The organism is Arthrobacter sp. 05L428, assembly GCF_056397665.1.
The window spans coordinates 227,850-251,244 of sequence record NZ_JBFTNW010000003.1; the positions used below are offsets into that span (position 1 = coordinate 227,850).

At 63.9% G+C, this 23,395-nt stretch carries 20 protein-coding genes; 4 read left to right on the forward strand and 16 right to left on the reverse strand.

Annotation, left to right across the window (positions count from 1 at the left end; genetic code table 11):
* Nucleotides 1-240: 240 nt before the first annotated feature.
* The 14 genes from AC1DH3_RS09690 to AC1DH3_RS09755 form a co-directional block, all read right to left on the reverse strand.
* Nucleotides 241-1,857 carry an alpha-amylase family glycosyl hydrolase gene (locus tag AC1DH3_RS09690; RefSeq protein ID WP_476909171.1) on the reverse strand — a complete coding sequence of 539 codons (1,617 nt, stop codon included), beginning with the start codon at nt 1,855-1,857 and terminating at the stop codon, nt 241-243.
* 120 nt (nt 1,858-1,977) lie between these two features.
* Nucleotides 1,978-2,634: a TM2 domain-containing protein gene (locus AC1DH3_RS09695; protein ID WP_476909172.1), complete on the reverse strand. Its 657-nt coding sequence runs from the start codon at nt 2,632-2,634 to the stop codon at nt 1,978-1,980.
* Between the two features lie 501 nt (nt 2,635-3,135).
* Nucleotides 3,136-4,533 (reverse strand): excalibur calcium-binding domain-containing protein, encoded by a 1,398-nt coding sequence (locus AC1DH3_RS09700; RefSeq protein WP_476909173.1) that lies wholly within the window; start codon nt 4,531-4,533, stop codon nt 3,136-3,138.
* A 69-nt stretch (nt 4,534-4,602) separates the two neighbouring features.
* Nucleotides 4,603-5,520, reverse strand: coding sequence for an HAD family hydrolase (locus AC1DH3_RS09705; RefSeq protein ID WP_476909174.1), 918 nt, complete (start codon nt 5,518-5,520; stop codon nt 4,603-4,605).
* Entirely contained in the window at nt 5,517-8,129 is a 2,613-nt protein-coding gene (locus AC1DH3_RS09710) for a phosphoribosyltransferase domain-containing protein (protein ID WP_476909175.1), read from the reverse strand. Before AC1DH3_RS09710 ends, AC1DH3_RS09705 begins: the two co-directional genes overlap by 4 nt.
* The gene (locus AC1DH3_RS09715) at nt 8,126-9,307 is read right to left on the reverse strand and encodes an HpcH/HpaI aldolase/citrate lyase family protein (protein ID WP_476909176.1); all 1,182 of its coding nucleotides are present in this window, start codon (nt 9,305-9,307) and stop codon (nt 8,126-8,128) included. The genes AC1DH3_RS09710 and AC1DH3_RS09715 overlap by 4 nt, the downstream gene beginning before the upstream one ends.
* Nucleotides 9,308-9,344: 37 nt before the next feature.
* The gene (locus AC1DH3_RS09720; RefSeq protein ID WP_476909177.1) at nt 9,345-9,902 is read right to left on the reverse strand and encodes a hypothetical protein; all 558 of its coding nucleotides are present in this window, start codon (nt 9,900-9,902) and stop codon (nt 9,345-9,347) included.
* Nucleotides 9,903-10,171: 269 nt separating this feature from the next.
* Nucleotides 10,172-10,714, reverse strand: a complete 543-nt coding sequence (locus tag AC1DH3_RS09725; RefSeq protein WP_476909203.1) for a TerD family protein — start codon at nt 10,712-10,714, stop codon at nt 10,172-10,174.
* An 8-nt stretch (nt 10,715-10,722) separates the two neighbouring features.
* On the reverse strand, nt 10,723-11,241 hold the full coding sequence (locus tag AC1DH3_RS09730; RefSeq protein ID WP_476909178.1) for a hypothetical protein: 519 nt from the start codon (nt 11,239-11,241) through the stop codon (nt 10,723-10,725).
* Nucleotides 11,242-11,275: 34 nt separating this feature from the next.
* Nucleotides 11,276-12,472 (reverse strand): toxic anion resistance protein, encoded by a 1,197-nt coding sequence (locus AC1DH3_RS09735; protein WP_476909179.1) that lies wholly within the window; start codon nt 12,470-12,472, stop codon nt 11,276-11,278.
* Between the two features lie 31 nt (nt 12,473-12,503).
* Nucleotides 12,504-13,085 (reverse strand): TerD family protein, encoded by a 582-nt coding sequence (locus tag AC1DH3_RS09740; protein ID WP_476909180.1) that lies wholly within the window; start codon nt 13,083-13,085, stop codon nt 12,504-12,506.
* Nucleotides 13,086-13,151: 66 nt separating this feature from the next.
* Nucleotides 13,152-13,733 carry a TerD family protein gene (locus AC1DH3_RS09745; protein WP_476909181.1) on the reverse strand — a complete coding sequence of 194 codons (582 nt, stop codon included), beginning with the start codon at nt 13,731-13,733 and terminating at the stop codon, nt 13,152-13,154.
* A gap of 63 nt (nt 13,734-13,796) precedes the next feature.
* Entirely contained in the window at nt 13,797-14,387 is a 591-nt protein-coding gene (locus AC1DH3_RS09750) for a TerD family protein (protein WP_476909182.1), read from the reverse strand.
* A 56-nt stretch (nt 14,388-14,443) separates the two neighbouring features.
* Complete coding sequence (locus AC1DH3_RS09755; protein WP_476909183.1) at nt 14,444-15,550, reverse strand: DUF475 domain-containing protein; 1,107 nt, start codon at nt 15,548-15,550, stop codon at nt 14,444-14,446.
* 840 nt (nt 15,551-16,390) lie between these two features.
* On the opposite strand from AC1DH3_RS09755, the gene AC1DH3_RS09760 reads away from it, so the two are divergent.
* Nucleotides 16,391-17,188, forward strand: a complete 798-nt coding sequence (locus tag AC1DH3_RS09760; protein WP_476909184.1) for a VWA domain-containing protein — start codon at nt 16,391-16,393, stop codon at nt 17,186-17,188.
* Between the two features lie 390 nt (nt 17,189-17,578).
* On the opposite strand, the gene AC1DH3_RS09765 is transcribed toward AC1DH3_RS09760, so the two are convergent.
* The gene (locus tag AC1DH3_RS09765) at nt 17,579-19,159 is read right to left on the reverse strand and encodes an ADP-ribosylglycohydrolase family protein (RefSeq protein WP_476909185.1); all 1,581 of its coding nucleotides are present in this window, start codon (nt 19,157-19,159) and stop codon (nt 17,579-17,581) included.
* Nucleotides 19,156-20,115 carry an ARPP-1 family domain-containing protein gene (locus AC1DH3_RS09770; RefSeq protein WP_476909186.1) on the reverse strand — a complete coding sequence of 320 codons (960 nt, stop codon included), beginning with the start codon at nt 20,113-20,115 and terminating at the stop codon, nt 19,156-19,158. Before AC1DH3_RS09770 ends, AC1DH3_RS09765 begins: the two co-directional genes overlap by 4 nt.
* 94 nt (nt 20,116-20,209) lie before the next feature.
* Here AC1DH3_RS09770 and AC1DH3_RS09775 point away from each other — a divergent pair, with 94 nt between their 5' ends.
* The 3 genes from AC1DH3_RS09775 to AC1DH3_RS09785 all read left to right on the forward strand — a co-directional run bounded on the left by AC1DH3_RS09775 (nt 20,210) and on the right by AC1DH3_RS09785 (nt 23,359).
* The gene (locus AC1DH3_RS09775) at nt 20,210-20,881 is read left to right on the forward strand and encodes an NUDIX hydrolase (RefSeq protein ID WP_476909187.1); all 672 of its coding nucleotides are present in this window, start codon (nt 20,210-20,212) and stop codon (nt 20,879-20,881) included.
* 303 nt (nt 20,882-21,184) lie between these two features.
* Entirely contained in the window at nt 21,185-22,174 is a 990-nt protein-coding gene (locus tag AC1DH3_RS09780; RefSeq protein WP_476909188.1) for a hypothetical protein, read from the forward strand.
* A 57-nt stretch (nt 22,175-22,231) separates the two neighbouring features.
* The gene (locus AC1DH3_RS09785; protein ID WP_476909189.1) at nt 22,232-23,359 is read left to right on the forward strand and encodes an HNH endonuclease; all 1,128 of its coding nucleotides are present in this window, start codon (nt 22,232-22,234) and stop codon (nt 23,357-23,359) included.
* Nucleotides 23,360-23,395: the final 36 nt, after the last annotated feature.

The following is a 23,395-nucleotide window of genomic DNA, read 5'->3' on the forward strand; positions in this document are numbered from 1 at the left end:
CTGCTTCCAGTCAGTTATTGAACCAACTGGAGGTCTCTCCCGGCCGAAGTGATCGGCCCTGCCCGCCGGAGTGTACTGGGACACCCGTATTGACGACGGACCGGATCTGGGGATACTCCCCTCCGTACGTAATTAGTGAAGCACGGTACACCCGCTGAGGGAAAGAGAGCGTGCCGCCCCCGGCCCGGCCTCGGGGGAGGGCCGGGGCAGTACGACGGTTGCGTCAGCCCCTCGGCGCCATTAGCGAGTCAGTATCCAGGCAGCGTTGTTCGGCCGCAGCCAGCCGTCCTGCTCCAGCGGCGCCGCGCTGAGCAGCACCGTGCCCGCCGGCAGGCGCACCGGTTCCGTTCCCATCGCGACGGCGACCAGGAAGTGCTCGTTGCGCTCGCAGACCAGCAGGTTCCCTGGCTCCACGTGCCAGGTGCCGCCGTCGTTTGCGGTGAAGACCTCGTTCTTCCACAGCTTCCGGCGCAGCGCTAACGCCGCTTTGGTCAGGTTCAGGACCGACCCGGCGTCCTGCTCCTGCGGTTCGACGGCGTGCTTGCCCCAGCCTGCGGGGAGCGGCAACCAGGGCTCGGAGGGTGGTCCTTCAGCGGTGCCGAGTGCGAAGCCGTGGTGCAGCGCTGGATCCTCGGTCCAGGGCAGCGGCACGCGGGCCCCGTCGCGGCAGACGCCGCCGCGGGCCCACATCGGATCCACCCGGGCCCCCATCGGAACGTCGACCTCGGGCAACCCGAGCTCCTGGCCCTGGTACAGGTACGCAGGACCGGGCAGGCCCAGCAGGGCCACCAGCGCGGCGCGGGCCCGCATCGCGCCGACCTCGCCGCCGCCGAAGCGGGTCATGGAACGGACAATGTCGTGGTTTTCCAGCGCCCAGGTGGGGGTCGCGCCGTGTTCCCGGCGGGCAGCCTCAAGCTCCTTCCCGACGGCCGCCCACGCCTCCGGGTCCCAGCCGAGCTTCACAAACGCGAACGCAAACGCCTGCTGCATCTCGTCCGGCCGGGTGTAGCGGGCGGCCCGGCCCGGTTCCAGGTTCACCTCGCCCACCAGCAGGCGGTGCGGCTCGTACTTCTCGGCCAGGGTGCGCCAGCGGCGGTAGACCTCGTGGACTTCCTCCTGGTCCGAGACCTGCGGGTTGGACCGCAGCCCGTCCACCACGCCGCCCGTGGAGGGCGAGTCCGGCAGTCCGTCGGCCTTGAACAGGGCATGCGCGACGTCGATCCGGAGGCCGTCCACGCCCTTGTCGAACCAGAAGCGCAGCACGCCGTCGAAGTAATCGCCGACGGCGGGATTGCGCCAGTTCCAGTCCGGCTGGCCGGCGGAGAAGAGGTGAAGGTACCAGTCGCGGTCTGTCGCGGACGAAGGATTGGCGCGGCTCCAGGCTCGTCCGCCGAAGACGCTCTGCCAGTTGTTCGGGGGAGTGTCGGCGTCGGAGCCGGCCACCAAGTGGAACATCTCTCGCTCCGGCGAGCCCGGCGCGGCCGCAAGGGCAGCCTGGAACAGCGGGTGCTCGGAGGAACAATGGTTCGGAACGACGTCGAGCAGGATCTTCAGGCCGAGCGCGTGGGCCTGCTCAAGGAGCGCCTCGAACTGTTCCATGGCGCCGAACAGCGGGTCCACGCCGCAGTAGTCGGACACGTCGTAGCCCTGGTCCACCTGCGGGGAAGGCTGAAACGGGGTCATCCAGATGCCGTCGACGCCGAGCGAGGCGATGTACGGAAGTCGGTCGGCCAGCCCGGCGAGGTCGCCCACGCCGTCGCCGTCACCGTCCGCGAACGAACGCGGATAGACCTGGTAGATGACGGCGGACTGCCACCAGGCTGTGGGAACCAGCGTCGTTTCCTCAGCGGCAGTCATCGGCTGACCGATGGCTTGCTGCAGCCCGGAGTTCGGCCTACAACGATTCGTCGCTGGAAGATTCGCACCATACTGACCACCGTTAGGGCTCCGATCACACCGCCTGTACCCTCAGTAACCCTACTTGGTTACGTGAACCACCACGGCTTTGCCAACAGGCTGCGTTGCGCCTGGGTTATCAATTCCGGTAACCGTCCAGTTGGTTAGCAAGAGGACTGTCTTGCCCGTGGTGGAGTTGTAGATGACGTTTTCAAATCCCAAAGCGGCCAGATCCTCGTCGAGGGCCTGAGCGTTCATGCCCTTAACTGCAGTCGGAATTTCGGCCGTCTGGGGTTTGACAGGTGTAGCAGGTGCAGTCGCCACGGGCGCGGCAGCGATTGGAGCCGCTGGCGTGGACGTCATCGGGGCCGTCGCGGACGTCGAGGCCGCTCCGGCGCGGCTGGCATTGATGACGATGCTAAGGAGCAGGAAGGCGCCCGTGACGATCAACGCAACCTTCTTGTGCCTGTCGTAGCCTTCCAAGGGAAGCCCCTGCTTATCGCGGATCTTGTTCGCCAGCACGAGGACGAGGTCTATCAGGGCCCAGATCCCTAGACCGCCGAAGGTGACCAGCTTGGCGACGCCGGATCCGATCTTGCCCAGATAGAAGCGGTCTACGCCGAGAACTCCGAGAAGGAGGGAAAGCAGCCATGTTACGAGAAACGACTTGTCGCTCTGCTGCACCTTCTCATAGCTGAGAGCCGGCGGATAAGGGGCGAGGTTGGGGGATTGGCTCATGAGAGTCCTTTCATAGGACACCTGACCGACGTGCGGAGTGAAGCGGGCGGGGTGGGTGCGGTGATGAACGGTGGGAGTGGTCCTGGCGTGCGGATCGCGGACGCGATGCATCGTGCTGGCAGCTAGTCACATGCAGATTCGCTTCCCCAATAGCGCCGCGGGCGTAGATACCCGCAAAGCGCATGTTACACGCAATATGTGAGGCCAAATCAATCAGGCCGAAAAATGACTCCCGTGTCGTATTTTGGGGAAATTACTGCGTCATCAGTAATCGGCTGGGTGGTACTCAGAGGGGCAGTGATCCTAAATAAGGATTCTCTGTAGTCGTGTTGGAGCTACTCGGTTCGTAACATCAGAATGCAGACCCGGTTCCACTCAAAGCGAGTAACACTATTGCCCTCGGTCGCCGGTTTACGGTTCAAGCGCGGCCTTCATATGGCAGGACTCATCGGATCGAGCATTAGTGTTTCGTACGCAGAAGCGGTCCTGTCAATTTCCTTACTACTCGCACGCGACGCCGTCGCCGTCCCGGTCGAGCTTGCTGCTGTAACCTGGCTGGCCCAGGTAGATTGGCGCGGCCCCGGCTGCCCTTACAGCGGTGCAGTTGGCGTAATACACTGCCGCGGGTGCGGGTGCGGGTGCGGGCGGTACGTACGGAGCAGGTGCAGGAGCGACGTACCGGGGCGCCGGAAGAGGTTTCACCGGCGCCGGAACAACCACAGCGGCTTTTGCCTTGGGTTTAGGCGTCGTTGAAGCCTTGGCGGCTGCCACCACGGCGACTTTCTTCTCACTGGTCGGAACCAACTGGTCGGTGCAGTCCTCCAGCACGCGGGCCATGGCGTCGTGCTCGGTCTGCGTCACCCACAGCTTGTAAGTCGCCTTAACCGAAATTTGTCGTGCCACGTAACTGCAGTGGAAAGTCTCGTTCGGCGGCAGCCATGCCGCTGCGTCGCTGTCACCCTTCTGGACGTCGGTCGGCCCGTCTGTTGCCTGAAGGTTCAGTGGGTCGTTGGCAAAGGCCATCCGCTGAACGTCCGTGAGTTTCTGCGCGCCCTTCAGCCAAGCATCGCCCAAGGCGACGACGTGGTCGATCTGAACGGATTTGCTCGTTTCGGGACCACGTTGGAAGTGGATTGTCATGGCCGTGTAGGGGTCGGCCAGGTCTCCGCTCTCAACCTTGCAGGTCGAACCTGCGGTGAGAGCTACGTCAGTCAGGTCTCGCTTGAGGATGTCGTTCCGGGTGTCGCACCCGTTCCGGTCTACATCTGCCCAGGCCGGACCGTAGGATGCGCGGGCGCCGTATCCGAGCGACGCCTCCGTTTCCTTGACGGGAAGAGTGGCGAGGAGATCGAGTGCCTTGGTGGCGTACGCAGGTTGGCTCTTCGGCGCCTTGTAGCTGACGCCTTTGGCGAGTTCGGTAACCGTGTCGGGGTCGAGTGGTTCGCTCGTGTCCGTCGGCGTTGGAGTGGGGGTGGGAACGGCGGAGGGAGTGGCGGAGGGCGACGGGGACGCGCTGGCGGCGCGGTTTGCTTCCTCTGCTGCTCGTTTTTCGTTCTCCGATGCCGCCTGGGCAGCAATGCTTTCTGCGGACCGGTGCGGCAGCGTGATTCCGCCGACCACGAAGAGCACCAGAGAGCCAGCCAGAACGATACCGCCAACTTTTCGGCTGCCAGGCAACCTTGCCCACGAGCGGCGGCCTGTGACCACGACGTAAAGACCCGTCAGCGCAGCCAATATGGCGAGCAATACCATTGCTCCGCCCACTCCGCTGCTGCCAGCGCCCAGCGCTATGGCACCCAAAGCCAGAGCTCCGACAATGAATGTTGAGATTTTCGGCTTCCGCGGCTGCATCGCGTAGTACGAATCCGGCTTACCCTTTAGGCGTCGGTAACTCTTCATTTGTATTCCCCATGTATTTCAGCCCACCAGCGACGTCGCTGGGGGCCAGACCTATGACGCAATTCATCGTCATAGGGAGTATAAGGTCTCTCCTTGATTTCCCAGCACGCGCATGGCACGTGATGCTTCGCCGCTTGCGAAGATGCTGGTCGAATTTCCCGTTCCAGTCAGGACGCCGTGAAAAAACCGCGCGATCTCTTCGCCCGCCAGCAGGCCGGACGCCGATGTGACGGTCAGGTTTGGCCGGGAGAATCCGTCGCTTTCGAGTTCGCCATGCGCTGGGCGGATGGCGACGTCTGCCAACTCGAGGAACCCGGCATCCAGCCGGGAGTCACCGGCAGCAACGAGCAGTCCGGCGCCGGTTCTGCGCCGGACTTCAGCCACGGCGGCTTCCTTGGTTATCGGGGCAGGGACGCAGTAAAGCTTTCGCCCCTGCAAAGACGTTGTCCAACCGCGGGCATCGCACCAAGCGCCGAGCTCGTCCAGGTAATCGGCGGGCAGCGCCTCCCGGTCAACGATCGAGTAGGCAAAGTAGTCCTCGGCGGTCCGGACCCTTAGGACTGCAGGGTCTGCCGCTCCTCCTGTGAGATGGCCCAGCACGACGTCCAGCGGCGCGCAATCCGACCCCAAAGATCGCTGGATATGGCGCGACCAGTCGGCGTCCGGCTCGCCTTCGTGCAGTAGGACGGCCCCGTTGGTGGTCACGGCGTACCCCTGCCCCGCTCCTGGCAGCTGCACCCGGGAGAACTGGGCCTGGGTGCGGGTGGTGACGGGCACGAAGACGCTCTGCTCCACGACCCCCTCCAGCAGCCCTTCCGCAGCCCGGGTCATGAAGGAGAGCGGGGCTGCGTCGTAAACCTCGGCGACCACCATGCGTGGCGCCAGATGGTCGCTACCCACGAGCGCCATCGAATTCGCCGAATAGATCAACGTGCGGTCCAGGTCGCTGGCCACCATCACCGTTGCGGCGCTTGAAAGGCCGCTCATACGTCGACCACCGCCTTGCCATCTGCGCCGGTCGCTCCCGGTGTGTGGACCGGGTGGATTAGTCCGACGCAGTTGTAAGCCAGGCCCGGAACTTCCAGCACCTCGACTCCGCGCTGTTCGGCCAAGTGCAGCACGTGGGCGAGCTCGGGCACAGCCTCCGGACGCACCAGTACCTTCCATGGCACGCGCCGGAGCAGCACCCTGGTGGTTTCGCCGACACCCGGTTTGACCAAGTTCACGTTGTTGATGCCGTAGCTGCGGCTGATGTCCTCGACGGCGGCCCACCCGGACCAGTCTGCTTCCGGCAACGCTGAAATATCCGACGGCGCGTGGGCTGCGGTTTGCAGGACGTCGTCGCGGACATCGGCAAACCGGGCCGTGACGGCGGTTAGGAAGTCGTGGGAGACGTCGCTGCCGGAGAGCTCCGAGTAGAACTTGGCCCCGTGGAAATCGCCGGGCCCGATCAGTGCCTTGTTGAACACCGTGCGTGAGACGAGGCCGGAGACGGTCGAGTTCAGGCAGGCCGAGGGGACTAGATAGTCCTCCCGGGTGCCGAAGATCCGGACGCAATGACCTGGATCGGCGAGGACGGCAAGGTCTGATCGGAACTCCGCCCGGTCAGTCCTCCCGAAAAGATCGACGGCGGCGGCGAGTTCGCGCGCGATCGCTCCCTTGCCGGTCCAGCCGTCCACGAACATGATGTCCTCCGGGCGGTGCCGGGAGGCGAGATAGCCGAGAGCAGTTTGGTCGATACCGAGACCACGCACGATGCTGATGGCATAGTGCGGCAGCTCCAAGCCGTGGACTTCCCACGCCCAACGCTTCATCAGGATGCCGACGGGGGTCCCGGCGCGGGCAAGTGACACCAGAACTGGCGCGTTGCCGCGCAGCTTGAGGACTTGCTCGGTGAGCGTTCCGACGGCGTGGGCGATCCGGACGGCGGTACTCTCCAGCGCGGACTGGAACAGTGCGCCGTATTCGGGCGAGGGTTCGAACTCTTGCGGCAACGATTCGGCGTAGCTTGCCTTGCCGGACTGGATCGCTGCTTCACGCTCTTCCTTCGGAGCTTCCAGCTGCGCAGAACTCAGATCCTTCAACAGCCACCGCACATCCTCGGCCGGATAGGAGCCAAAAGCGGGGCCGACCAGTGGCGTCGGGAATGGCGCCTGGACCGGCAGGAGGACGAGCCTGACATCGACTGCGGCACCTGCAACGGCCTCGGCAATCTTGCCGGGCCCCAATAGTCCGGCAACCCCGGCACCGGGCTCCGCCATGATGAGCACCGTATCGAAGCGTCCCTGGGGGTGCGTGAAGTTGTACGCAAACCGCGGCCCGGCCCCGTCCGCGGAGTCGTCGGCGCTGCCAAACGCAATCGCGGAACGGACCGCATATCCCGGTTCGTCCAGCGCGGCGATCGGTGAGCGGGTGCTGGTGGAATAGCGGATGTCTGCTTCGGGGCACAGGTCCTGGAGCCTGGTGGCCACCGCCAACGGCAGCGCCATAAATTCCTCGGTGGCCAGGACCAGCACCCGGCGGCCGGCACCGGCGCTGCTGCCCAGGGCGGCGGCGAGGCTGTCCGAGATGCGGGCAGCCTGCTCCGGATCCGGACGGCCGGCAATGCCGAAGCGGGCGCTGCGGATTGGCGGAACGACGCCGTTGAGGTCCAGCAGTTGAACCTGGCCCGGGGTGGGGGCTGCTTTGGGCGGGAGTGGGAGAGTGCCGATCAGCTTCGCCGCGTCGGCGGCGAGAGTCTCCGGCAACTCGATGTTTCCCTGTGCCAGCGCCACTGCGCTGATTCGGGTGCCGAGCTCGCGTGCCAGCTCACCGAGGCGGTCCCGGTCTGCCGGGGTGCGCAGGTCCACCAGTGAAGCCACGACGTAGTGGCGGTGCGGAGCGGTGCCGTGCAACTCGCGGATGGTATTGATGATTGTGGCGCCGGTGCTGAGCTCGTCGTCCACCAGGACCACGGTCTCGGCCTGATTCAGGGCTGCACGGCTGGTTGGCAGCAACTGATGGGAGGTTGCATGCGAGTGTGCTTCCTCGAAGGCCCCGTACGGCTCGATCCCGCAGCTGCTCTGTCGGGTGGAATGGATGTAATACGTGCCCAGTTGTGCGCCTACCAGCTGGCCCAGACCGGTGGCAGTTTCCGCGTAACCGATGGTCACGACGTCGGGCGCTTCCACTTGTTGTCCGGCGACCAGGTTGCACAGGGCTGCCACGGCGGCCATCCGGTTGGACCGTTTATCGCGGGCGGGCGCAGTCCCGGCGTCCGTCGGTGCTGCGGGACCCAGCAGGCGGCCCAGCCTGTCGGCGGCGTCGTCGATGACGGCAGTCAGCGATCCGGTGTCGGCTGGGAGCAGGAGTTCGCGTCGGACCAGGAGTCCCAGCAGCCGGCCCGCTGACGTTACGATCCCGGGTTCGGTGGGGACGTGCTTGGCGAGAACCCGGGAGACCAGCAGGTGGGCCCGTTTCGGATTACGCCGCAGCGCTAATCCGACCAGTGCCTTTACGGGCAGCACGCTGGTGCCTGGGTCTGAGGTCACGTCGACGCCGAGGGCGTCGGTTACGTAACTGCCGCTCCAAGGGGCATCCGTGGAGAGTTGCGTCACCGCATGCTCGCTTCCAGTAGTTCGACAAAGTTGACTCCGGGTCTCGCAACCCCGAAGGCTCTGGCCCGCAGCAGTGTGCGCTCCGCCCAGGCGCGGTGAGGCTTCAGCTCGTTCATCTTGTTTCCGTAGGACGACGCCTTCACCCCGCCCCCGGCGTCCCCGGCGATGTCCATGGCGTCGAGGTATTCCTCGTGACTTACGACGCACATGGCGTGTACCACCGGAACGTGGGTCGGGTGGATGACCGTCTTTCCCAGCAGCCCGTTGGCCAGGTCCAATTCGATTTCCCGGATCAGGCCGTCCAGATTGTCCATGAGGATGCGCTGACGGAGCTCGACCTCGTTGGCGGCCTCGAACGGCGTGGACCGCAGTTGCGGCCGCAGAACCCGTTCGGTGTTGACGAAGTGTTCCCAGACCGGGCCGGAGATGACCCAGCCGTCATTCGGGCGGCCGAAGATGTTTACGATGTCGCCAATGATGTTCGCGACGACCTTGACGTTGTAGATGGTTAGATCGCGGGAGCGCCGCAAACCAAAGGCACTGGACATGTCGGTGGCACCGATTCGAACGCAGAGCACCAGATTCCGGAACTCTTCGACCAGGGCGAGGTTATCCGTCAGAACCCGGACGCGTGACTCCAAGTGGGTTGTCGACAGGTCCTCTATGATCGGCATCGCCATCAGGCGCTGTTGTTTCGGTCCGCCGGTGCGTCCGGTCTCGTCGTTCAAGAGCTGCAGCGCCGCGAGGAAGGCCCGCCCGCGTCCTGTTTCGTTCTCAAACTTGGGCAGGACGAAACCGTAAACTACCCCGAGGGCGGCCCCGGCGCGTCGGCCGATATCGAGCAGCTGTTTAGGAGTGCGGCATCGGATAAAGATCAGCGGGAGCTCATCCGGGTCGTCCAGTGCCAACTCGGCCAAGGCAACGAGCAGGTTCTCCTCTGCGGCGGGGACGTCCTGGTCAGGGACGGCGTCCTCGAGGCAGATGACGATGCTGAGGCACCCGGCCGCGGCCTGTTTCCGGATTCCGTGCGCCAGCGAGCTTCTCGTGGCTGGCGAGTAGAGGGTGGCCCCCAGAGCGACGGCCAGAAGGCCGGGGCTGGAGGTGCGGTGGAGCTGCTCAGGGCGCTTGTGAAAGAGCCGATCCTTTACGGATTCGGCCAAGGCATGGAAGTGCTGCATCGTCCCCCAGTGGTTTGCAGTGGTGCGCGCTTGAAAATCAGCGGCTCAGGACCCGTTGGTCCAGCGGGATAGTCATGGTGAAGCCGAACATCGCCCAGATGGCTGCGTCCGGGGCGTCCGCGGGCACGAACTCTGCGCGGAGCTCAAGGACCGAGTCAATCCGCGCGACATACAAAACGCTCCGCAAGCCCGTTTCGCTTCGCGCGGCGACGGCGGCGGCGGCGCCGTCAAAGACCCCGACCGTCAGCGGCATCTCTCCGGCGACGAACAACGCGCGGCGCAACAGTCGGACGTGCCGCAGGGACACGATGCCGGCGCCGTCCTGGACCCCGACGAGGGGCCGGTTTCCGGGAGTAACGACGGCGGCCCCGGCGCTCACCCCGTCCGAGTGGTGAGCGCCAGCGGAGAGCTGTTCATCCTCCCAGGCTGCCGAACGAACCCCCGCAATTAAGAGGGAGCCGATCGCGGACTGGCGCGGGTTGAGTCGAACAACCGGGTTCTCTGCGTCCAGTTCCCGGAGGCTGCCGAAACCAGGTGCCGGGAACAGCAGTTCCGACGCACTCGGGGCAGACCGGGGACGGGTTGTTGCGGCCACGTTGGTGCGCCCTGGCCGTGCGGCCGCTGGGTCGGCGAGCGTCAGTCCGGCGGACGATGCAACGCCCGCGACGACCGTGGGTCCGCCGGACGAGGCCGTGGAGGGGCCGGCACCGAGCGTTAGCCCGGTCGATGGCATCGGGCGGGCGCCGGAAACCGGGGCAGTATTCCGCACAGGCGGCTGCGTGGGCTCAGGCTCGGCAACGGCCTTCCTGCGTCGGCTGAGGTATCCGATGTCGGTCCGTACCGCGGTTCTGTTCAACGCCATAGTTAGAGCTTCAACTTGAAGTCGGCGGCGACGGCTGCGAGCCCATTCTCATAACCTTGGCCGAGGGCACGGAACTTCCAGCCTCCCGAGTGGCGGTAGAGCTCACCCAAGATCATGGCGTTGATCTTGTCGAGGTTCCCCCGGGGCACCGTGAAACGAAGAAGCTCCCGGTTAGAGTCGGTCGCGACCCGCAGATAAGCGTTCTTGACGGGCCCGAAGGTGCCAGGCCCGCGAACATCCGGATCCACGTAGAGCAGGACCGCGATCTTACTGACGGACTCCGGCACGCGGTTCAGGTCGACGTCGACCTGTTCCTGATCTTCGGACCCTGCGAAGGAAATACTGCCATCGGGGCTTGCGATCTGGTTGAAAAAGACGAGGTGGTCATCCGAAAGGGCCCGGCCGTCCTTGCCGCACATGATCACCATGGGCACTAGCTCGGCTTGCGGACCACGGCTCGGGATAACGTCCCAGCCGATCCCCAGTAGTACCTTTTCCAGCCCAGGGTTCTCAGCTGTGAGGGCGGCGTTGCTGCCCGCAACCATTGAAGCCACTAGTGTCCTTCCAAGTGAAGACCATCGATATCAAATTTGTCCCGGAGGAATTGGCCGTGGACTGCCAACTCCGTGATGGCACCCGTGCGGACCTGGTTGTCCAGGTTCCGGACGGTGGAATGGAGCACTTCAAGCTGCTCCAGCAATACCGTCGTGTCAGTGGAACCGTCGGTCCGTGATGCAGCGCCCAGCCTCAGGTAGGCATGTAGCGGCGACGGCAGGTAGTCAGTGATGACGGCGTCCAGTAGGACGCGCTGTTCGGTCGACGCCCCAGACCGGGCTATGTAGCCGATGAGGGCGCGCAAGATGTCCACAATCTGGAGCACCTGAGACACCACGAGCGGGGGCAGCCTGGCCCCGTTGGTCAATACAGTCCGACGTAGCTCTTCGAGCGCGGCTCCGGTGATTGTCAGTTCGTCTCCGGCCGAGTCGTTTGCCGTAGGAGCGGCGCCTGGAGCGGCGGCGGAGCGGGGTGCCGCTCCGCCGCCGAACAACGAGCCCAAGAAATTTGCGACCATAGCCTGTAAGCCTATTGCTTAGGACTGACGGCCACTAATTCCCCTCCTGCTGCCGCACCCTGTCCAGGTACGGTCGGGCCCGCTCCAGCCCGGTTTCGAGGGCATGCACGGTGCCTTCCATGCTCTTGTTTGCTTGGGACCGGAAGGTGTCGATGGCATCCATCGTCTGGAAGACGTTGTCGAAGGCACGTTGCAACGTCTCCACGCTGACCCCGGAACTCGCCGCCTGCTGGTGGATCCGCGCGGTCTGATCCTTGAGCATTTCGCTTGTCTTGAGGATCATGTTGTTCGTCGTTGTATTGATGGCGTCGATCTGGTCCAGCACCATCTTCTGGTTCGCCAGGGCTTGGGCGACGATGACGGCCGTCCGCAACGCGGAAATGGTCGTCGTGCGGGCACGTTCCACGCCCTTGATCAGTTCGGTGTTGTTCTTGCGGATCATGTCGATGGCGAGATATCCCTGGACCGAGACTGCCAGCTGGGTCAGGATGTCCTGGTGGCGCTGGCGGATCGGATACAGCACGTCGGAATCGAGTTTGCCCGCCTCTTCGATCTGGCCCTGCATCTTCATCTCGTCGATCTTGCTTGCCGTGGCTGTGTCCAGGGCCTTGGCAAATACCGCGTACTCGCTGAGTCCCTGCATGGTTTCCCACAGCTGGGTCTTTTCCTGTGCAAGGGAGGCGTTGTCCTTTAGCAGCGCATCCTGTCCCGCCATCAGGGACTTGATGATCTTGTCCAGCTGGGTCTGCGCGCTCTCGTACTTCTGGAAGTACTTGGCCAGCTTGTTGCCGCCCGGGATGACTCCAAGGATCTTCCGGCCTACGCTCAAATCGGCGTTGTTCGGAGTCAGGTCTTCCACGGTGGAGCGGAGCTCACCGAGCGTCGAGGCAACCTGCACCTGGGCGCTGCTGCCGGACTTCTTCGCACCGGCCAGCGAGGTGGACGACCGCTCCAGGAGCCGGCTCGAGGTGCTGGCGGATGCCACGAGCTGCTGGCCGCCGAGCCGGTTGATGCCATCGATCTTGCTGGAGTATTCGGGGCTGAACGGGCTCAGGGCCGACACTTCAGTGATGAAGGCACGCGCCTGGGCATTGATTTCCTGCTGGCGCTCGGCCGGGACCGGCACCATCCCCGGTGCATCGTCTTCCTTGACGATGCTCGGAGCCTCCGGTGCGTTCAGTACGAGCGGGTTCGCGGCCGACGTCTCAGGCGGCGTGAGTTGCATGCTCATTGTTGCGTCTCTCTTTCTGTGTTCTCGGGGCTTAGCCGAGGTGAACGCCGAAGTCCGCGGCGATGCCGGCGAGGCCCGTGGCGTATCCCTGGCCCACGGCTTTGAACTTCCACTCGCCGTTGTGGCGGTAGAGCTCTGAGAAAATCATGCAGGTCTCCGGCGCGGCATCTTCGCTCAGGTCATAGCGGACCACTTCGGCGTCGCTTTCCTGATTAACCACGCGGCAGTAGGCAGAGCGCACCTGGCCGAAGTTCTGCCGGCGGGTGTCTGCCTGGTCAATCGAAACGACAAAGACGATCCGCTCAACGTCAGCACCGACGGCTGAGAGCTCGACGGCGATCACTTCGTCGTCGCCGTCGCCCTCGCCGGAGCGGTTATCGCCCTTGTGGACCACCGAGCCGTCGGCGGCCGCCGGCTGGTTGTAGAAGATGAAGTCCGCGGAGCTGCGGACCTTGCCGTCGGCGCCCAGCAGGAGTGCCGAGGCGTCCAGGTCAAAGGCATCACCCGTGGTAGTGCGGGGATCCCAGCCCAGCCCCACGAGAACCTTGCTCAGTCCCGGATCGGTTTTCGTGAGCGAGAGGTTGCTGCCTTTGGTAAGCGTCAGTCCAGCCATGGGTTGTTCTCCTTAATCAATGAGCTAAATGGTGGTCCGAGGGCCCGGCGGCGCCGGGCCTCGGACCTAATCCAGGACGATGCCGAAGTCCGTGGCCACGCCGCGGAGGCCTGAGGCGTATCCCTGCCCCACAGCACGGAACTTCCACTCGCTGCCGTTCCGATAGATCTCGGCGAAAATCATGCACGTTTCCGCTGCAGCGTCTTCGGTGAGGTCGTAGCGGACGACCTCATTGTCTGTCTCCTGGTTCACGACGCGGCAGAAGGCATCGCGCACCTGGCCGAAGTTCTGGCGGCGCGCTTCGGCCTGGTCGATGGAAACAACGATGACGATCTTCGCGATGTCTGCGGCGACGGCGTCGAGGTCGATCAGGATTTGCTCATCGTCGCCTTCGCCCTCACCCGTGCGGTTGTCGCCTTGGTGCACGATCGAGCCGTCCTTGGAGGACAACTGGTTGTAGAAGATGAAGTCGTCGTTGGAACGCACCTTGCCGTCGGCGCGGACCAGGAGCGCCGAGGCGTCGAGGTCGAACTGCTCGCCGGCAGTGCTTCGCGGATCCCATCCCAGACCGATCATGGCCTTGCGGAGCCCGGGATCGGCTTTGGTCAACGAGAGGTTACTGCCCTTGCTAAGAGTGAGGCTAGACAAGAGGTACTCCTTAAAATTCGGTGTGTACGTTGAGTTGCGCTGGGGAGCGCTGTTTCGATCAGGCTAAAGGGCCGCGGCAGCGGCGCCGCGGACGTCGCCGGGCGTACGTCCATTGGCCGGCGTGCCAATGGCTTGGAAGTTCCAGATGTTCCCGTTTCGCGAAAGCTTGGACATCACCATCGCGGTGTACCGTCCCGATTCGGTGAGGTCGTAGCGGGCGACCTCGGGGCTGCCTGCCGCGGAGTCATCGATAACGCGGCAGAACGCGTTCTGGACCATGTCGAAGGTCTGCTGGCTGTAGCTGGTGATGACGAACACGATGTGCGCGACGGCCGGTGACACGTTCGGCAGGTTGACCATGAGGGTTTCGTCGTCGCCCTCGCCTTCGCCCGTCAGGTTGTCTCCGGTGTGTCGGATGGAGCCGTCTTTGCTGGTGAGCTGGTTGAAGAACACCGTGTCGAGGTGCTGGCTCTGGGCGTCAAACAGGATGGCCGATGCGTCAAGGTCGATCTCCACTGTCTTGGTCCCGCCGAAGAATCCCTTTTTCGCGGGGACCGCGGAGTCCCAGCCGAGGCCAAGACGGACGTTCGTCATTGAATCGCCGTTCTGCTTCGTCAGTGACAAGGACTGGCCCTTTTGCAAACTCAAACCCATTGAATTACTCGCTTTCCTAGTGGTGACTGTACTTTTCGGCTGTGGTGCCCGGGGCTCTAGTTGTTCGCGGGCTCGAGGGATTGGGCCTGCTCGGCGGCGAGGGCCCTCTTGTTGCGTCGCACCGAGCCGATAAATGCGGCCCCGATAAATACGACGCCGATGAGACCCGTAACGATTTCGTTGACGGGCACGACGATCGTGACTAGCAGGATGACTGCCAGGGCACCGATGGCCCAGTGTGCGCCGTGGTCCAGGTACTCGAATTCGTCCAGCGTTCCCTGGCGAACCAGGAAGACAGTGAGGGAGCGGACGAACATGGCGCCAATGAACCCCAGTCCGAGGGCAATGATGATGGGGTCGGAGGTGATGGCGAAGGCTCCGATGACACCGTCGAAGGAGAAGGAGGCGTCGATGACTTCCAGGTAGAGGAAGAGCATCAGGGCGGCCTTGCCGGCCACCTGGGCTGCACCGGAGGGGCCTGAGTGGACGACGAGATCGGCGTCCGCCGCGTCGACGTCGCCGTCTTCGTCGACGTCGAACAGATTGCCAAGGCCGTTCACCAGGAAGTACGTGATCATGCCGAGCAGGCCGGCGAGCAGGACGATGCCCTGCTTCTCACCGGAGACAGCGCCGGCGATGGCCAGCGCCACCATGCCGATGATCAAGGATGCGCCTTCGAGCTTGCCCAGCCGGGCGAGCGGGATCTCGAGGAACTTGATCCACTTGATATCGCGGTGGGCCAGGATGAAGTCCAGGAACAGCATCAGTAGGAACATTCCGCCGAAGGCCGCAATCTGCGGGTGGGCTTCGTGGAGCAGGTATCCGTAAGTGCCCGGGGTGTGCGGATCGCCCTTCTCCATGGCGAGGCTGACGGCTTCGACCGGGTTCAGGTTGGCGGTGACGCCCACGATCAGCAGTGGGAAGAGGATTCGCATCCCGAAGACGGCGATGATGATGCCCACGCTGAGGAACATTTTCTGCCAGAACGGGTTCATCCGCTCAAGGATTCGTGCGTTGACGACGGCGTTGTCGAAGCTGAGGCTGATTTCAAGGATGCCCAGTATGAGGCAAAGGATCAGTGCTTGGGGTCCGCCGTAGAGAAAGGCGACCACCAACGCGATGGCGGTGACGGCAAATGACCACCCGAATGTCTTGAGGAACACGCTGGAACAACTCCTGGAACGAAGGGTCCTAGCCGGGCAACGCCGGCAGGACGGCAGAAAACGTCCCGGAAGTTATCCCCCAAGACTTCGTGGCAACAGCATATAACCACGCACAGACTCTTTGTCCTGAGACGGGAGGGCGTTGCCTGATTGTGATGGTGCGTGTCCCAGCCGGCTTCGTGCCCGCCGGCACAGATGGATTTCGACGCCGCCCGGGTGCCTGCGCGGTTATCCAAAGTATGCCGGGCGGTGCCTGCAGAGGTGATGAGTCGGCGCCCGAAGCAAAAATTTTCAAGTCGAGTGCGCCACCAGAAGGTTGCCCGTACGCTATCTTGTCGAAAGAGCACTGCAGAGTGGGACCGTGAAAGAACTTGTGGGGGACAAGATGACCGAATTCAGCGTGGCGGTGCAGGAAGTTGCCGCCATGAATTCGACGGAAAGCACGAAATTCAGCCCTGATCAATGGGGCGATTTGCGTTGCTGGACTAGTCGTTACGATTGGCACTCTCGCCTCCGCATCGAAATCAGGAGGCTCCTACTTTGTATTCTGGGGTGCGATCGTTTTCGGTCTCTATGGGCGTGTCCGAGCCCTTATCCGTTATGCGCGCGCGGCGGATGAGGCGGCGTCCCTTGTCGCCGTGCATAGCCGACTAAACGGTCACTAACCAGAGGCCGTCGCGGTGCATCGTGTGCAGAGCAGCGCGCCAGCTGCTTGACGGGATGGCACTGCTCCGGCTCGGCTGCTCGCAGTTCGACGTCATCGATGGACAACGCCCCCGGAGAGGGGCCGACCGCGTCATCCGCAATTTAGGCAATACTCACCAACAAAAGGACTCGAACATGGCACTTTCCCTCGACAAGATCAGCGAGCAGGCCCCCGGTCTGCTTTCATTGGCCAAAACGGCAGTGCAGGCTGTCGATCACTCGGGCCTGAATGGGCAGAAGGCCAAGGTCGCCCTCGCCCTGGACTTCTCGGGCTCCATGGGCAGGGTCTACCGCTCGGGGGCCATGCAGCGCTTGGTAGAAAAGTCGCTGGCCTTGGCAACCCAGTTCGACGACGACGGAGCTATCGACTTCTTTGTCTTCGATTCCACGGCGGCATATTTGGGCGAGATCAGTATCGATGACTTCGCTGGGTCTGTGGATCGTCTAACCAAGGGCCGGAGCATGGGCAGCACGAATTACGCAGACGCGTTCCTGACGATTCGAAACCACTTTGGTTTCGCGCCGACAGGGGGCGCTGTGTCGGTTCCCCGGCAAAAGAGGGGCTTTTTCGGATTTGGAAAGGCACATCCCGCTGCAATCGCCCCGGCGGTAGAGGCGTCGAAGACGCCCGCAGATATTCCTGTGTACGTCTTGTTCTTGACTGACGGCGCCCCGGACAACCAGTCGAAGGCGGTCCGTGCTTTGACTGAAGTCTCGACGGCCCCCATCTTCTGGAAGTTCCTCTCCATCGGCCGGGAGTCGATGGTCTTCTTGGAGAAGCTGGATACGCTCACGGATCGATTTATGGACAACGCCAACTACGAGCCCATTGGCGATGTCGACGCCATCAGCGACGCGGACCTGTTCAAGAAGATGCTGACGGAATTCCCGGACTGGCTCAAGGAAGCCCGCGCAAAGAACCTCATCCAGTAGCACTTCCAACGGTTGGCCAGATGGCTTGATTAAACCGATGGAGAGGCAAAAGGGCCGTTGACGTTTCCGTGGGAAATGTCAACGGCCCCTCCTATTACTGATTCTGTTGCGGGCGCCCAGACTGTGTTTCTCGGCTTACTTGTGTGCGCCGCCGGTGTGCCCGCATCGTCCGCATTTCCGTGGCTTGATTGGACTTAGCTTTGCCATAAGGCGGAGGCCGGACGTGGCCGCCACGAATGTTGCTGCGCCGTGCCCCGTCTTTGAGAGAAGCGATGCGTTACAGCGCGTGCAGTCAGGACATTTCTTGGCCAAAGTTGTTTTCCTAAGGTCGATGTGAGTGTTTAGCAGAGCCTAGCGCCGCAGGGTCGTTTGACCGGGCATCGGCCGCTTTCAATTTCCCCGTGAGTGCAAAACGGGCTTTGGCCCCGGCGCGTCTAGTTCCTCAACTCTGATCAACGGAGTTGTATGAATTACGCAGCTTAGCGTAGTTTGATCATTCCTCAGCAACCCCAAGAACAACCTATTGGGACTAGCCCCGGGCAGCACCCGCCGCACATCCTCAAGCGCCTCCAACGGGGTGATCCCCGCGACCTTGGCCCCATACAGCGCCGCCACGTTCGGTGTCCGGGATTCGGCCCGGACGCAGTGCAGCAACACCGTCTTGCCTTCGGCGCGGAACCGCTCGACGGCGGCCGCTGCGTCGCGCAGTACGAACGCGGCGTGCGCGTTGTCCTCCTCGGCAGGGGAGTCGACCACCCAGAACGTGGCGTGATACTCCGCCGGCACGCCGGTCAGATCACAAGTCCCCAGCCGGCACAGCGACACCACTGCGTCGATCCCCAACTCGGCCACCCGTGAAAGGGAGCCGACGCCGCCCAGCCAGACGCCGTCGTCGTGCGGGTGCTGGACCAAGGCGTCGGTGCGGCCCCACATGCTGTAGTCCTGGTGCCCGGCGCGGGGCCAGGCTGCGGGCCGGCGGCCCTCGCCCCGTCCCAGCTCCATGCCGAGCATCATGAGATCGCGCGCCCGGAGACCGGGCCAGCCATGCAGGCGCCGCCGCCATTCGAACGGCACCGCCGTGTAGCCGAAGGCGGCCCCCAACAGTCCGCCCGCGATGGCGGCGACGGTGTCGGTGTCCCGGCCGCCGCGCACCGCTTCCTCCAGCGCCGCCCGCAGGTGGGCCGGGCCCGAGGCGGTCAGGCCCGCGAAGTGGATGGCGCTCCAGGCGCCCTGGAACGCCTCGACCACCCAGCCGTTGCGGGTGAAGTCCCGCGGACGGGACCGCTCGGCCACCTCGATCCGCTCCAGCCACACTGCGGCCCGCTCGGCGGACAGCAGCGGCAGACCGGCCCGCACATTGAGCCGCCCGGTCAGCACTGCCCCCCGGATGGCCACACACCAGAGCCCGCAGGCCTCCTGCGCATCGGGGTCGGCATGGGTCAGCGCGCTGAGAGTCCCCGCCGCCGCCATCAACGACGCCGGATCCCGGTCCAGGTACGCCAGAGCCAGCGGCGCGGTGCGCATCAGCGAGCCGTTGCCGGCGCTGCGGCCGGTGCGGGCATGGAAGTCCGCGGCGGCGGCACTGAAATCGGCAGCATCGACGTCGCGTCTGCCCGCAGCGATAGCGAGCCGGCGGGCGGCGGCGATCACGGCGCTGGTCTGCGCGCCGACATCCTTGGCCTCGGTGGCCCAGGCCGTCCAGGCCCGGACGATCATGGTGAGAGCCGCGGGGGAGGAGCCCCCGCCGTCGGACGCTGCCTCCAGCAACGCCTGGGCGATCGGGACGGCCATGGAGGTGTCGTCGGTCCATTCGGCCGGCGCGAACCCGAACGGTCCGCCGCCCTTCATGGTGACCTCGGCGCCGTCCGGCAACGGCGCGCCGAACTCGTAGCCGGCACCGAGGGCATCGCCGGCGGCCAGGGCGACGAGGACTCCGGCCGCGCGGTCATTCTGCAAGGGGGTCAGTTTCATGCCAGCTCCATCAGGGGGTGGTGGGTGTTCCAGCCGGTCAGGTGGGCCAGCTGGGGGCGGCGGGTGGGAAGTTCGACGGCGATGCCCGCGGCGGACACCGGGCCGGCGGAGCGGGAGACGTTGCGGCTCCGGAGTGCGCCGTGGCTGCGGACCTCGACCGCCGCGGCGCCGCCGTCGAAAGCGCCGAAGTCCATGGACTGGACGTGGGCGGCGAAGTCGCGGGCCCGCTGGCCCGGCATCGGACCGGAGGCCAGCACCTGGGGTGAGAGGAGCTCGAGGTCCAGCAGCGCGGAGTCGATCAGCTGGCGGTAGTGCCGGCGGAACAGCGTGCCGGTGCCGAAGACTTCGAGGAGCAGCGGCTGCGTGCCCAGACCGATCACGACGCCGCGCTGGCCCTCCAGCGGTGCGGGGGCGTCGGCGGCGTCGAAGCGGTTGTGCGCGTTGTCCTTGAACAGGTCCATGTGGTCCAGCAGGGAGCTGGTCACCGAGGCGCCGCGGGCCGCGTCGAAGCGGCTGACCCGCTCCCAGATCCGCCCCTGCTGGTCGCCGCCGCGGCGGCCGTCGACACCGTTGGCCAGCTCGGACCAGACGTTCAGCGGTGCGCGCCGTGCCTGCCGGCGGTGGCTGGTCTGGCCGGCTTCCCAGCGGCCGGCCTCGACGCAGAACGTGTCGATGTCGCGGGTTTCGCCGGGGCCCAGGACGACGTCGCGGGCGCAGGTCCGGTGCTGCTGGCCGCCCTCGAGCAGCTCACCTTCCAGCAGCAGGGCCGGGTGCGGGCCGTTGTTGGTGACGGTGAGCCGGGCGACCTGGGGGCCGCTGGCGAGCTCGGTCACGGCGACGTCGGCGTGTGTGCCGGTGCTGATGCCGAGGCTGCCGGCGCCCGGTGTCCAGACGGGGAAGATGCTGAGCGGGCCGAGCCGGCTGCCGGCGCCGACGTGGAGCTGTGGGACTTGCATGGGGAACCTCCGGTTGATTTAGATCATTTCTGCGCTAATTGACTCCAGTATGAACGGCTTGCATCTTTAGCGCAAGACTGCGATAAATGATGGTGTGAAGGATTCCCAGAACGGCCCCGGAACGTCCCTGCTCGACTACCCGCGCCCCTCGGTGGCGGTGGACACGGCGGTGCTGACGGTGGCGGACGGTTCCGTCTGCGTGCTGCTGGTGCGGCGTGCGGAGGATCACCAACACGGAAAGTGGGCGCTTCCCGGCACCTTCCTGCGGGAGCGGGAGACTTTGGCTGACGCGGTGCTGCGCTGCCTGCGGGAGAAGGCCGGGATCTCCGGACGCGTGCCGCGCCAGCTCCAGGTCTTCGACGACCCGGCGCGCGACGACCGCGGCTGGGTGCTGTCCGTGGCGCACGTGGACGTGGTGCCCCTCGCGGCCCTGGAGGAGGCCGTAGCGTCCGACGGCGTCCGGCTGGCCTCCGTGACAGGGGAACCGGAGCTGATCGCCGGGCTGCCCTACGGCCACGCAGACATTGTGGCTAAGGCGGTGGACTGGCTGCGGGCCGCCTACGCGGAAGCGCCGGACCCGGGGGAGCTGCTGGCCGAGCCCTTCACGCTGAAGGAGCTGCGCGAGCTGCATGAGACGGTAGCGGGCTCGGCCCTGATGCGCGACACGTTCCGGCGGTTCATGGAGCCGAAGCTGCAGGGGACGGGGCAGATGTCCGATGGGACCCGGGGGAGGCCGTCGCGGTTGTGGGTGCGGGGTGCAGATTAGCGCGCCTCCCGTGAGGTGCGCAGACGCTACGTAAGCTCATTAAATCGGTAGCACCACGAACAATAGGGAATGATGTCGAGTCGAGAAATTGAGACTGAGATTGCCGTGAAGATTGCGCTCTTGGAGCCAAAGGACATTGCCCGGCTCCGGGGGATCGCAGAGCTCGCTTCCGTTGCGTCAGTAAAGTCGGTCGACGGACGTCCTAGTGTCTTTACAAAAGTTCTCCGCGGTAGGTTGTCGCATTTCTTGTATGACGTGTTGGGTCTGAAGTCCTCCAGTGATTTTCCGCCAGGGCCCGGAATCATGCCCAATCGCGAGCCGGACAAGCCTGCCGCCAACGTTGCATCGGCTAGTCAGTGCCTGCTGGGCATCACAACTAGTTCGTTATTAGCCGAACCTGCCAACATGAGGCCGGCCGACCTTAACCTAGTGAAGCTTCTCTTGGGACGGTTGTGTGAGCTTGTCGATTCGGTGCACGAAGTGCGGGAACTGAGTGACTTCGGATGGCAATCGAACGACTTTAATTCGGGTTGGCATAGTGGCCTCGGCAACTCTGAATACGATCTCTCGTTGGTTTTGAACGCTCTGAGATCTCCAGAAAAAGATTGGCTGCCGCCGAAAGATCCGGCGGGTTCGGGCCGTATGCCGGATTTCATAACATACTGGTTTTCACTGTGCGCGATCGTGCTGGGCCACTTGGCTTGGTCGAATCCGACCCTGGGCGTAGCCCGCTGGGTAAACTCCGGAATGCCTGGAGATGGTGGCATACTCTCCGGGCTGAAACGACTTTACGGAGCTGATGTGGCGGCACTGATACTCAACAGGAATGTGCCCGAGGCTGCGAATATGGTGGTAACGAGTGTCCTCGATCGCCGACGCACGGGTGATGAGGCTTACGACCCGTCGCAAATTTTGCTCCGCAGTTCAGCGATTACTGAAGCTGTTGGTAGTCGTCGTAGGTGGTCAGCAATGTCGTCCGGTGGTTCAGATTCACTGCACCTTAACGAGCATTTGCGGAGGCTACTGCTGGGACCTGGTCCGCAGCCGATTCGGCTCGCAGGGGGCCACGATGCTAACTCCGTGCCGCGTGCCCACCTTCTCCTGCCAGACGCTTACGGATGGTACGAGTCGTTGCATTTATGTGGGGATGGTCTCCCCGACCGTTCTGATGGGCGCTCTTGGCGCGTGGATGTGACGTCAGCCCCGCTTGGATACATCGGTGAATTTCGAAAATCCCGCGAAACGGGGCGTTGGTTTGCTGGCAAACACTCGTCACATATGTTGGGAAACTGAGACCCGACATAAGTCGCTGCTACGCCCTCATCTGCGCATCCCGGCTATCCTGGCGACATGAAACGTGACTTTCCTGAAGCTCCCGTGAGCGCAGGGCCCCACCTGAGCACAACGGAAGTTGCAGTCATGATTGGCCGTCATCAGAGCACTGCGGCCGACTATGTGCAGCGGGGAGTATTTCCAAACGTCTACGTAGACACGGGCAGCGGTGCTCGCGGCGCATTCAAGGTGCCCAAGTCTGACGTTCTCCGTTATTTGGATGCTCCTTCCCACTCGCTGGATTCCCGCCTCCGACGGGCAGCGCAGGCTTGGTTAGCAGTCCGCACCAATGATGGTCAGGATTCCATCGGCTATCTCGATCTGGAAGATTTTGAATTCGAAGGTGCCAGGCTGCCGTTGAAAAGTAGGCAGCGGGGGATCTGGAAGCCTCGCCAGCTGGATGCAGCACTGTCGATTTCTACAACTTTTCGACGCCCCGGGCAGGAAAGGCCCTACGAGGACGAAGTCGGGTCGGACGGAATGCTGCGCTACAAGTGGCAGGGGGATGATGCCGACGCTTCCGACAACCGGGCGTTGCGCACGGCCATGGACGCGGGACTCCCGCTGATCTGGTTTTTCGGAGTCGCGCCTGGTTTGTTTCAGCCGGTATTCCCGGTGTTCTTGGTGGACGAGGAGGTGGACAAGCAGCAGTTTGTCGTGGACATTGACCCACAGCGGGCATTTCTGGGGGGCGACGCGAATCTGGACTCTCCGATGGAGGTCGACGCCATAAAACGCTATGGGACTCGGATTGCCCGCACCCGGCTTCACCAGCGCCTATTTCGGTCAACGGTCATCAACGCATATGGAACGCGCTGCGCTATCTGTAACCTCAGGCATAAGGTACTGCTGGATGCCGCCCACATCATCCCGGACGCGCAGGACGACGGTGTTCCGACGGTGGTCAATGGCATGGCAATGTGCAAAATTCATCATGCGGCGTTTGATTCGCGAATCTTAGGAGTCCGGCCCGACCTCGTAGTAGAAATACGGACCGACATTCTGGCCGAGGTTGACGGTCCGATGCTGAAGTATGGTCTCCAAGAGCGGCACAGGCAACCGCTCATGAGTGTCCCATCGAAGCGTGCTGAGCGTCCCAGCAGATCGCTCCTAGAAGCTGCTTATGCGCGATTCAGGGAGGCATAGGGTGCCTGGCGGGCTTGGCTCAAATCAGGAAGTCAA

Coding starts and splice junctions, on each gene's coding strand:
- AC1DH3_RS09700 (WP_476909173.1), bottom strand. CDS start 4,533: ATGAAGAGTTACCGACGCCTAAAGGGTAAGCCGGATTCGTACTACGCG.
- AC1DH3_RS09735 (WP_476909179.1), bottom strand. CDS start 12,472: ATGAGCATGCAACTCACGCCGCCTGAGACGTCGGCCGCGAACCCGCTC.
- AC1DH3_RS09750 (WP_476909182.1), bottom strand. CDS start 14,387: ATGGGTTTGAGTTTGCAAAAGGGCCAGTCCTTGTCACTGACGAAGCAG.
- AC1DH3_RS09765 (WP_476909185.1), bottom strand. CDS start 19,159: ATGAAACTGACCCCCTTGCAGAATGACCGCGCGGCCGGAGTCCTCGTC.
- AC1DH3_RS09770 (WP_476909186.1), bottom strand. CDS start 20,115: ATGCAAGTCCCACAGCTCCACGTCGGCGCCGGCAGCCGGCTCGGCCCG.
- AC1DH3_RS09695 (WP_476909172.1), bottom strand. CDS start 2,634: ATGAGCCAATCCCCCAACCTCGCCCCTTATCCGCCGGCTCTCAGCTAT.
- AC1DH3_RS09725 (WP_476909203.1), bottom strand. CDS start 10,714: ATGGTTGCGGGCAGCAACGCCGCCCTCACAGCTGAGAACCCTGGGCTG.
- AC1DH3_RS09705 (WP_476909174.1), bottom strand. CDS start 5,520: ATGAGCGGCCTTTCAAGCGCCGCAACGGTGATGGTGGCCAGCGACCTG.
- AC1DH3_RS09740 (WP_476909180.1), bottom strand. CDS start 13,085: ATGGCTGGACTGACGCTTACCAAAGGCAGCAACCTCTCGCTCACGAAA.
- AC1DH3_RS09715 (WP_476909176.1), bottom strand. CDS start 9,307: ATGCAGCACTTCCATGCCTTGGCCGAATCCGTAAAGGATCGGCTCTTT.
- AC1DH3_RS09760 (WP_476909184.1), top strand. CDS start 16,391: ATGGCACTTTCCCTCGACAAGATCAGCGAGCAGGCCCCCGGTCTGCTT.
- AC1DH3_RS09690 (WP_476909171.1), bottom strand. CDS start 1,857: ATGACTGCCGCTGAGGAAACGACGCTGGTTCCCACAGCCTGGTGGCAG.
- AC1DH3_RS09730 (WP_476909178.1), bottom strand. CDS start 11,241: ATGGTCGCAAATTTCTTGGGCTCGTTGTTCGGCGGCGGAGCGGCACCC.
- AC1DH3_RS09785 (WP_476909189.1), top strand. CDS start 22,232: ATGAAACGTGACTTTCCTGAAGCTCCCGTGAGCGCAGGGCCCCACCTG.
- AC1DH3_RS09780 (WP_476909188.1), top strand. CDS start 21,185: ATGCCCAATCGCGAGCCGGACAAGCCTGCCGCCAACGTTGCATCGGCT.